Origin of the sequence: Phenylobacterium sp. (assembly GCF_031412415.1) — a bacterium.
Taxonomy (GTDB): domain Bacteria; phylum Pseudomonadota; class Alphaproteobacteria; order Caulobacterales; family Caulobacteraceae; genus Phenylobacterium.
The window spans coordinates 1-8197 of the sequence record NZ_JANOCX010000300.1 but is presented as its reverse complement, the minus strand read 5'-3'; the positions used below and the strand labels follow the sequence as shown (position 1 = coordinate 8197).

The window sequence follows — 8197 nt, the reverse complement described above, 5'->3', positions numbered from 1 at the left end:
CGGCCCCAGTCGCATCGCGTGGGCGAGCAGATCGGCGCGAAGGCGGACACCGACCTGAACAGCTCCGGGTGGCGCAGGGCCAGGGTCAAGGCCCCGTGCCCGCCCATGGAATGTCCGAACACCCCTAGCCGCGCCGGATCGACGGGGCAGCTCTCCGTCACCGCCGCGATCAGGTCGGCGGTGATGTAGGTCTCCATGCGAAAGTGCGGCGCCCAAGAAGCCTGCGTGGCGTCCACATAGAAGCCGGCGCCCTGGCCCAGATCATAGGCCGGATCGTCGGCGACGCCTTCGCCGCGCGGGCTGGTGTCGGGCGCCACGACGGCGAGCCCCAGTCTGGCGGCGGCGGCGTAGGCGCCGGCCTTGGTGGTGAAGTTGTCCTCCGTGCAGGTGAGGCCCGACAGCCAGATCACCCACGGGAACGGTCCGTCGCCCGGCGGCAGGAAAATGCTGAACCGCATGGGCGTGCCGGTGGCCGCGCTGGCATGACGGCGATAGCTCAGCGTCCCGCCATGGACGCGGTGTTGCTGCAGGATTTCCAGGCTCATGGCGGTGTTCTAACCCGGATTTCGGGTTCGAGCGCACGCGGCCCTGGAAATTTTCGAGGCGGGGCTTTCGTAGATTCGAGATTCCGTGTCCCCCTGTGCCCTCAAGATATCGAGGGGGTTTCCATGAGAACGTTTCCGCTGGCCCTGGCGCTCGCCGGACTGCTCGCCGCCACGGCGCCGGCCGCGCTGGCGCAGGGCTATTCCACCGAGAAGGTCGCCGCGCTGAAGGTCGAGGCGATCGCCGGGGTCGATAGCCGCGCCAAGCTCGCCCAGCAGATGACTGACCAGATCTTCTCGTACGGCGAACTGGCCTTCCAGGAGGTCGAGACCTCGAAATACGTCACCGGCGTTCTGGAGAAGAACGGGTTCACCATCGTGCGCGGCGTGTCGGGTCTGCCCACCGGCTGGACGGCGACCTGGACCAACGGCAAGGGCGGTCCGGTCATCGCGCTCGGCAGCGACATCGACGGGATCCCCAAGGCGTCGCAGAAGCCGGGCGTCCCCTGGCACGACCCGATCGTTGAAGGCGCGCCGGGCCACGGCGAGGGGCACAATTCGGGTCAGGCCCTGAACGTGGTGGCGGTGCTGGCGGTCAAGGAGATCATGCAGCGCGAGGGCATCGCCGGGACCTTGGTCCTGTGGCCCGGCGTCGCCGAGGAACTGCTGGGCGGCAAGGCCTACATGGTCCGCGACGGCGTGTTCAAAGGTGTCGACGTGGCGGTCTTCACCCACGTGGGAAACAACCTGCAGACCGCCTGGGGCCAACCCCAAGGGACGGGTCTGGTTTCGGTGGAATACACCTTCAAGGGCTCGGCCGCGCACTCGGCCGGCGCGCCCTGGCGCGGCAAGAGCGCTCTGGACGCCGTCGAGCTGATGAACATGGGCTGGAACCTGCGCCGCGAGCACCTGCGCCCGGAACAGCGCTCGCACTACGTGATCACCGACGGCGGCGACCAGCCCAACGTCGTGCCCTCGGTGGCCAAGGTCTGGTACTATTTCCGCGAGCAGACCTTCGCCGACATTCGCAAGAACTTCGAGATCGGCAACACCATCGCCGAGGCCGCGGCGAAGATGACCGACACCACGGTCGAGCGCCGGGTGATCGGTTCGGCCGCGATCCAGCACTTCAACAAGCCCCTGGCCGAGGCCGCCAAGGCCAATATCGACAAGGTCGGCCTGCCGAAATGGACGCCTGAGGAACAGGCCTTCGCCAAGGCGGTGCAGAAGAACCTGGGCGCCAAGGAAAAGGGCCTGGCCATCGAGCTGGAAGTGCTGAAGACCCCGCTCGAGAAGCCCGAGAGCGGTGGATCAGACGATATCGGCGACATCTCATGGACCGTGCCGACCGTCTCGATCTACTACCCGTCCAACATTCCCGAGCTGCCGGGACACCACTGGGCCAACGCCATCTCGATGGCGACGCCGGTGGCGCACAAGGGTGTGGTCGCGGGGTCGAAGGTGGTGGCCATGACCCTGCTGGACATCCTCACCCGGCCCGACCTGCGCACCGCGGCGAAGGACTACTTCGTCAAGGTCCAGACCAAGGACCAGCAGTACCAGCCGATGCTGGGCGCCGGCGACAAGCCGCCGATCGAGTTCAATACCGGGATCATGGCCCGCTACCGGCCCGAGATGACGAAGTTCTACTACGACCCGAAGAAGTACCCGACCTATCTCGATCAGCTCGGGATCAAGTGGCCCCCGACCGACTTGACCCCACCGAAGGGGAAGGAGGTTGGTGAAAATGGCCGGGAGCGGATTTCCACCCGCTCCCGTGCCAGGTTAGGCCGCGACCGGGGGAAGGTCCTGCGAAGCGGCCACCGCCGGGTGGACCACGCGGCCTCCAGCGACATTCAGTCCGGCGGCGAAGCCGGGATCCTCGGCAAAGGCCCGCTCCATCCCCTTGTCGGCGAGCGCCAGGACATAGGGGGTGGTGGCCGCGCCCAGCGCGTAGGTCGAGGTCAGCGGCGCTGCGCCCGGCATGTTGGCGACGCAGTAGTGGACAACGCCGTCGACCACATAGGTCGGCTCGTCGTGGGTGGTGGCGTGCGAGGTCTCGAAGCAGCCGCCCTGGTCGATGGCCACGTCCACCAGCACCGAACCCTTGCGCATCAGCTTCAGGTCTTCGCGCTTGATCAGCTTGGGCGCGGCGGCGCCGGTCACCAGCACGCAACCGATCACCAGGTCGGCGGTGGGCAACAGCTCCAGGAGTGCGCCGCGCGACGACAGCACCGTGCGGGCGCGGCCCTCGAAGTGCGCGTCCAGCGCCGCGAGGCGCTCAGGCGAGATGTCCATGATCGTCACGTCGGCGCGCATGCCCACGGCGATCTCGGCGGCGTTGAAGCCGGAGACGCCGCCGCCCAGGATGATCACCTTGGCCGGGGCCACGCCAGGCACGCCGCCCATCAGCAGGCCGCGTCCGCCGGCCGGGGCCAGAAGATAGGCCGCGCCGACCTGGGCGGCCATGCGGCCGGCGACCTGGCTCATGGGGGTGAGCAGAGGCAGGTCGCCCTTGCGGCCCAGGATCGTCTCGTAGGCGATGGCGGTGCAGCCCGAGGCCATCAGGCCCTGGGTCTGTTCGGGATCGGGGGCCAGGTGGAGGTAGGTGAATAGGGTGTGGCGCGGAGTCAGATGCGCGATCTCCTGGGCCTGCGGTTCCTTCACCTTCACGATCGTGTCGGCGGCGGCGAAGACTTCCGCGGCCGTGGCCAGGACCTTTGCGCCGGCCGCGACGTACTCGGCGTCGGCCAGACCGACCCCCGCGCCCGCTCCAGCCTGCACGTAGACCTCATGGCCATGGGCGGTGAGGGTCGCGACCACGGCGGGCACGAGACCCACGCGCTGCTCAAGAGGTTTGATCTCTGTGACGGTGCCGATGCGCATGGGGTTCCTCCGGTCTTGTTAGCGCGGAGGATATGGTCTGGTTGCCGGAGAAACCTTGAAAAGTGGCCGCTCATCGATCATTGGTTTGCAGCTTTCTTGCGCGAAAGGTGACCAATCCGGTGAAATCCTCAAACCACGTGACCGATAGCGCAGATAAACGCTTGTTAGACTACCTTCAGGCGCATGGCCGCGCGACGAACGTGGAGCTGGCCGAGGCGGCGCATCTCTCGGAATCGGCCTGCTTTCGGCGGGTGCGCGCCCTGGAGGCCGATGGCGTGATCACCGGCTACGCGGCGACGGTCGACCCCCGAGCGGTGGGCCTGGGGCTGTCGGTCTTCGTCTCGATCACGCTCGCCAGCCAGGCGCAGGACGTGCTGGCCGCCTTCGAGGCGGCGGTGGTCCAGGCGCCGGAGATCATGGAATGCCACTTGATGACCGGCCAGGCCGACTATGTGCTGCGGGTCGTCGCCGCCGACATGGACGATCTGGAACGGGTTCACGCCACGCGGCTGACGCGGCTGCCCGGCGTCGCGCGGATCAATTCATCCATCGCCCTGCGCACGGTGGTCCGCCGCACGGCCCTACCGCTCCGCTGAGGCCAATTTTCGCCATGGGTCGCGGTCAGCTTGCCGCGCCAGCAAGGAGACCTGTCATGCGCATCGCCCTCATCGCCATCGTCCTGGCCGCCAGCGCCAGCGGCGCGATGGCCGCCGAAGGCCGCTTCATCCATCCGGCCGACACCAGCAAGGACGACCGGATCGATAAGGCCGAGTGGGTGGCCTACAAGCTGCCGGCGGCCGAGTTCGCCAAGGCCGACAAGGACGGCGACGGCAAGATCAACGGCCCCGAGTTCGTGGCCTGGGACACGGCGCAGAAGGCCAAGCACACGGGACACTAGACTCAGAACCGCTCATCCCGGCCTTCGCCGCGCTGAGCGGTTGCGCGGGCCGCTAGGCCAGCGCCTGCTCCAGATCGGCGATCAGGTCGTCGGCGTCCTCGATGCCCACCGATAGGCGGATCAGGCTGTCGGCGATGCCAATGCGGGCGCGGGTCTCCGCCGGGATCGAGGCGTGGGTCATGATGGCCGGATGCTCGATGAGGCTCTCGACGCCACCCAGGCTCTCGGCGAGGGTGAACAGCCGGGTGCGCTCAAGCATCCGCAGGGTTCCGGCCAGGTCGCGGTCCAGCACCGCCGAGATCATCCCGCCGAAGCCGCCGGTCATCTGACGCTTGGCCAGCTCGTGCTGAGGATGGCTCTCCAGCCCGGGATAGATGACCTGGACAACGTCGGACCGCGCCTCCAACCAGCGGGCGATCTTCAGGCCGTTCTCGCAATGGCGCTGCATGCGCAGGGCCAGGGTCTTCACCCCGCGCAGGGCCAGGAACGAGTCGAAGGGCGAAGCGACGGCGCCCACGGCGTTCTGCAGGAAACCCACCTGATCGGCGAGGTCCTTGTTGGATCCCACGATGAGGCAGCCGCCGACGATGTCAGAATGGCCGGAAAGGTACTTGGTGGTCGAGTGCATCACCACGTCGAATCCGAACTCCAGCGGCCGCTGGCAGTAGGGGCTGGCGAAGGTGTTGTCGGCCGCCGCCAGCAGGCCGTGCTTCTTGGCGAGCACGGCGATGGCCTCCAGGTCGGCCAGCCCCAGCATCGGATTGGTCGGGGTCTCCACCCAGATCAGCCTGGTGTTGGGCCGGATCGCGGCCTCGACGGCGGCCAGGTCGGCGAGGTCGACATAGCTGAACTCCAGCCCGGCCGAGCGCTTGCGCACCTTGTCGAACAGCCGGAACGAGCCCCCATAGAGGTCCTCGCTGGCGATCACGTGGGAGCCGGCGTCCAGCACGTCCAGGAAGGTGGAGATCGCCGCCAGGCCCGAGGCGAAGGCGTAGCCTCGCGCCCCGCTCTCCAGGTCGGCCACCGCGCGCTCGAAGGCGAAGCGGGTGGGGTTCTGGCTGCGGGAGTACTCGAAGCCCTTGTGCTCCCCCGGGCTGGTCTGGGCGTAGGTCGAGGTGGCGTAGATCGGCGTGATCACCGCCCCGGTGGTGGGGTCGTGCGACTGGCCGCCATGGATGGCGCGGGTGGCGAACTCGAGCCGGTTCTTGCCGGCGCCCTTGATGTCGTCGCTCACGCTGCGCGCCTCAGATAGTTGATCAGGTCGATTCTGGTGATCAGCCCGACAAATTCGCGGCCGTCCAGGACGATGGCCACCTGATCCTTCTCGAACACCGGCAGCAGGGCGTCCAGCGAGTCTCCGGCCTGCAGGGTGTTGAGCTTGGCGGTCATGGCCGTGGCGACGTTCTGGGCGAAGCGGCGGTCGGGCTTGCTATCCTCGACGGCGTCCAGCAGGTCGCTCTCGTCGATCAGGCCGATCAGCCGCCCGTCGTCCATCACCGGCAGCTGGCTGACATCGGCCTGGCGCATGCGGTTGTAGGCCGTCAGCAGGGTGTCCTGCGGACCCACCGTAATCGCCCCACCGTCAGAGGGCGCGCGCGCGATCAGATCGCGCAGGTCCCCGTGCAGGTGGCGTTCGGTCAGGCCCTGCTCGGCGAGCCAGGAGTCGTTGTAGACCTTAGACAGGTAGCGGGAGCCCGTGTCGCAGACCAGGGTCACCACCCGTTTGGGTTCCGTCTGCTCACGACAGTAGCGCAGGGCCGCGGCCAGCAGGGTGCCCGACGACGAGCCCGCCAGGACGCCGGCCTTGGCCAGCAGCTCGCGGGCCGCGGTGATGCTCTCGGCGTCGGTGACCGAATAGGCCTTGGCCACCAGGTCCAGGTCGCAGTTGTCGGGAATGAAGTCCTCGCCGATCCCCTCGACCACCCAGGAGCCGGGTTCGATGGTCTTGCCGGTGTTGATCAGCGGCGCGAGGATCGAGCCGGTCGGATCGGCCAGCACCATCTTCGTCTTCGGCGAGGTCTTGGCGAAGTAGCGGCCCAGGCCCGTGAGCGTGCCGCCGGAACCGACGCCCACCACCACGGCGTCCAGGTCGCCCTCCATCTGCTGCAGGATCTCGGGCCCGGTGCTGGTCTCGTGCGCCCTGGGGTTCGCCGGATTGGAGAACTGGTTGATGAAGAAAGCGCCCGGAATGCCGGCCGCCAGGCGCAGGGCCATGTCCTGATAGTATTCCGGGTGCCCCTTGCCGACGTCGGAGCGGGTGATGCGCACATCGACGCCCATGGCGCGCAGGTGCTGGATTTTCTCGCGGCTCATCTTATCGGGGACGACCAGCAGGATCTTGTACCCCTTCAGCACCCCCACCTGGGCCAGTCCCAGGCCGGTGTTGCCGGCGGTGGCCTCGACGATGGTCCCGCCGGGCTTCAGGCTGCCATCGGCCTCGGCGGCCTCGATCATCGAGAGCGCGATACGGTCCTTGATGGAGCCGCCGGGATTGGCGTTCTCCAGCTTCACGAACAGTCGGCAAGGCCCGGTATCGAAGCCGGACAGCTCCAGCATCGGGGTGTTGCCGATCAGGTCCAGGGCGGACTCGACCGGCGGGGAGAGCGGCGGATGGGCGTTCATCGGGTTCTCATCGTCAAGGGACGTCTGGGGAAACGCGTCGAGGTCGGTTTCCGCGCCATTGGTCCAGGCACATGGCAGATTTTACCCCAATACCCCGGTTCGATGACGGCAGGAACAGCGTCCGTCGAACATGATCGCGCGAAATCGCGCCCGTACGGACTCGACAAGGCCGCGGGGCTCGGCTGAATTGCCCGCGCACAACTGTCCGGGGTCCTCATGATCGTTCGCCGCTTGCTCACCGCAGCCTTCGTCGCCGCCTTGTCCGCGCCGGCCCACGCCCAGACCCCCGCCCCCACGCCGCCGCCGGTCCCGGCGGAGACCGGCAAGTCGGAACAGGAGCCGCGCCCGAACGCCTCGGAGCTGAACAAGCCGGTGGCGACGCCGTCGCTGGAGAAGGCCGCCGACAAGCCCAAGTGGGATGTGAACGCACCGCCCGGCGCCACCCGCGAGGTGCCCATCGATGTGACCACCGGCACCTGGATGAGCCTGGACGTCAGCCCGGACGGCCGCGAGGTGATCTTCGACCTGCTGGGCGATCTCTATGTGATGCCGATCGGTGGCGGCGAGGCTCGCGCGCTCACCACGGGCATGGCCTGGGACATGCACCCGGCCTATTCGCCCAATGGCCGCTGGATCGCCTTCACCTCCGACCGCGGCGGCGGCGACAACATCTGGATCGTCGACCGCGACGGGTCCAATCCGCGCCAGGTGACCAAGGAGACCTTCCGCCTACTGACCCAGCCGGACTGGACGCCGGACTCCGAATACATCGTGGCGCGCAAGCACTTCAGTTCGACCCGGTCGCTGGGAGCGGGCGAGATGTGGCTCTACCACCGCTCGGGCGGGGAGGGCCTCCAGCTCACCAAGAAGCGCACCGAGCAAAAGGACTCCGGAGAGCCGGCCTTCAGCCCCGACGGCCGCTACCTCTATTTCAGCGACGACGCGACGGCCGGCGGGGTCTTCGAGTACTCCAAGGACGTCAACACTCAGATCTACGTGATCCAACGCCTGGACCGCGAAAAGGGCGAGGTCGAGCCCTTCGTCACCGGGCCCGGCGGCTCGATCCGTCCGACACCTTCGCCCGACGGCAAGTCCTTGGCCTTCATCCGGCGGGTTCGCTACAAATCCACCCTCTACGTCATGGACCTGACCTCAGGCCGCGAGACCCCGATCTTCGACGGGCTGGACCGCGACATGCAGGAGACCTGGGCGATCCACGGCGTCTATCCGTCCATGGCTTGGACCCCGG

At 67.7% G+C, this 8197-nt stretch carries 7 protein-coding genes and 1 pseudogene; 4 read left to right on the top strand and 4 right to left on the bottom strand.

All coding sequences use genetic code 11. From position 1 onward, the window contains the following. Window positions 1-545, bottom strand: a 545-nt coding sequence (locus tag RMO04_RS14475) for an alpha/beta hydrolase-fold protein (RefSeq protein ID WP_309645471.1), incomplete at its 3' end; no start/stop codon positions are given. On the opposite strand from RMO04_RS14475, the pseudogene RMO04_RS14470 reads away from it, so the two are divergent. After that, window positions 483-1901: pseudogene (locus RMO04_RS14470) on the top strand (amidohydrolase); the annotation flags it as partial. The gene RMO04_RS14475 and the pseudogene RMO04_RS14470 sit on opposite strands and share 63 nt — an antisense overlap. Before the next feature lie 426 nt (window positions 1902-2327). Here RMO04_RS14470 and ald read toward each other — a convergent pair. After that, window positions 2328-3428, bottom strand: coding sequence for an alanine dehydrogenase (ald, locus tag RMO04_RS14465; RefSeq protein WP_309645472.1), 1101 nt, complete (start codon window positions 3426-3428; stop codon window positions 2328-2330). A gap of 119 nt (window positions 3429-3547) precedes the next feature. Between ald and RMO04_RS14460 the strand changes: the two genes are divergently transcribed. Beyond that, window positions 3548-4024, top strand: coding sequence for an Lrp/AsnC family transcriptional regulator (locus RMO04_RS14460; RefSeq protein WP_309645470.1), 477 nt, complete (start codon window positions 3548-3550; stop codon window positions 4022-4024). A gap of 56 nt (window positions 4025-4080) precedes the next feature. Beyond that, window positions 4081-4326: a hypothetical protein gene (locus RMO04_RS14455; RefSeq protein WP_309645469.1), complete on the top strand. Its 246-nt coding sequence runs from the start codon at window positions 4081-4083 to the stop codon at window positions 4324-4326. A gap of 52 nt (window positions 4327-4378) precedes the next feature. Here RMO04_RS14455 and RMO04_RS14450 read toward each other — a convergent pair whose 3' ends face one another. Both RMO04_RS14450 and RMO04_RS14445 read right to left on the bottom strand, forming a co-directional pair. Next, entirely contained in the window at window positions 4379-5560 is a 1182-nt protein-coding gene (locus tag RMO04_RS14450) for a cystathionine gamma-synthase (protein WP_309645468.1), read from the bottom strand. Further along, entirely contained in the window at window positions 5557-6948 is a 1392-nt protein-coding gene (locus RMO04_RS14445) for a cystathionine beta-synthase (RefSeq protein WP_309645467.1), read from the bottom strand. Before RMO04_RS14445 ends, RMO04_RS14450 begins: the two co-directional genes overlap by 4 nt. Window positions 6949-7164: 216 nt before the next feature. Here RMO04_RS14445 and RMO04_RS14440 point away from each other — a divergent pair. Further along, the coding region (locus RMO04_RS14440; protein WP_405041509.1) for a TolB family protein at window positions 7165-8197 on the top strand (1033 nt) is incomplete at its 3' end.

What these genes read in the sequence shown, in the direction of transcription:
- RMO04_RS14455 (WP_309645469.1), top strand. Translation starts at nt 4,081, where the DNA reads ATGCGCATCGCCCTCATCGCCATCGTCCTGGCCGCCAGCGCCAGCGGC.
- RMO04_RS14445 (WP_309645467.1), bottom strand. Translation starts at nt 6,948, where the DNA reads ATGAACGCCCATCCGCCGCTCTCCCCGCCGGTCGAGTCCGCCCTGGAC.
- ald (WP_309645472.1), bottom strand. Translation starts at nt 3,428, where the DNA reads ATGCGCATCGGCACCGTCACAGAGATCAAACCTCTTGAGCAGCGCGTG.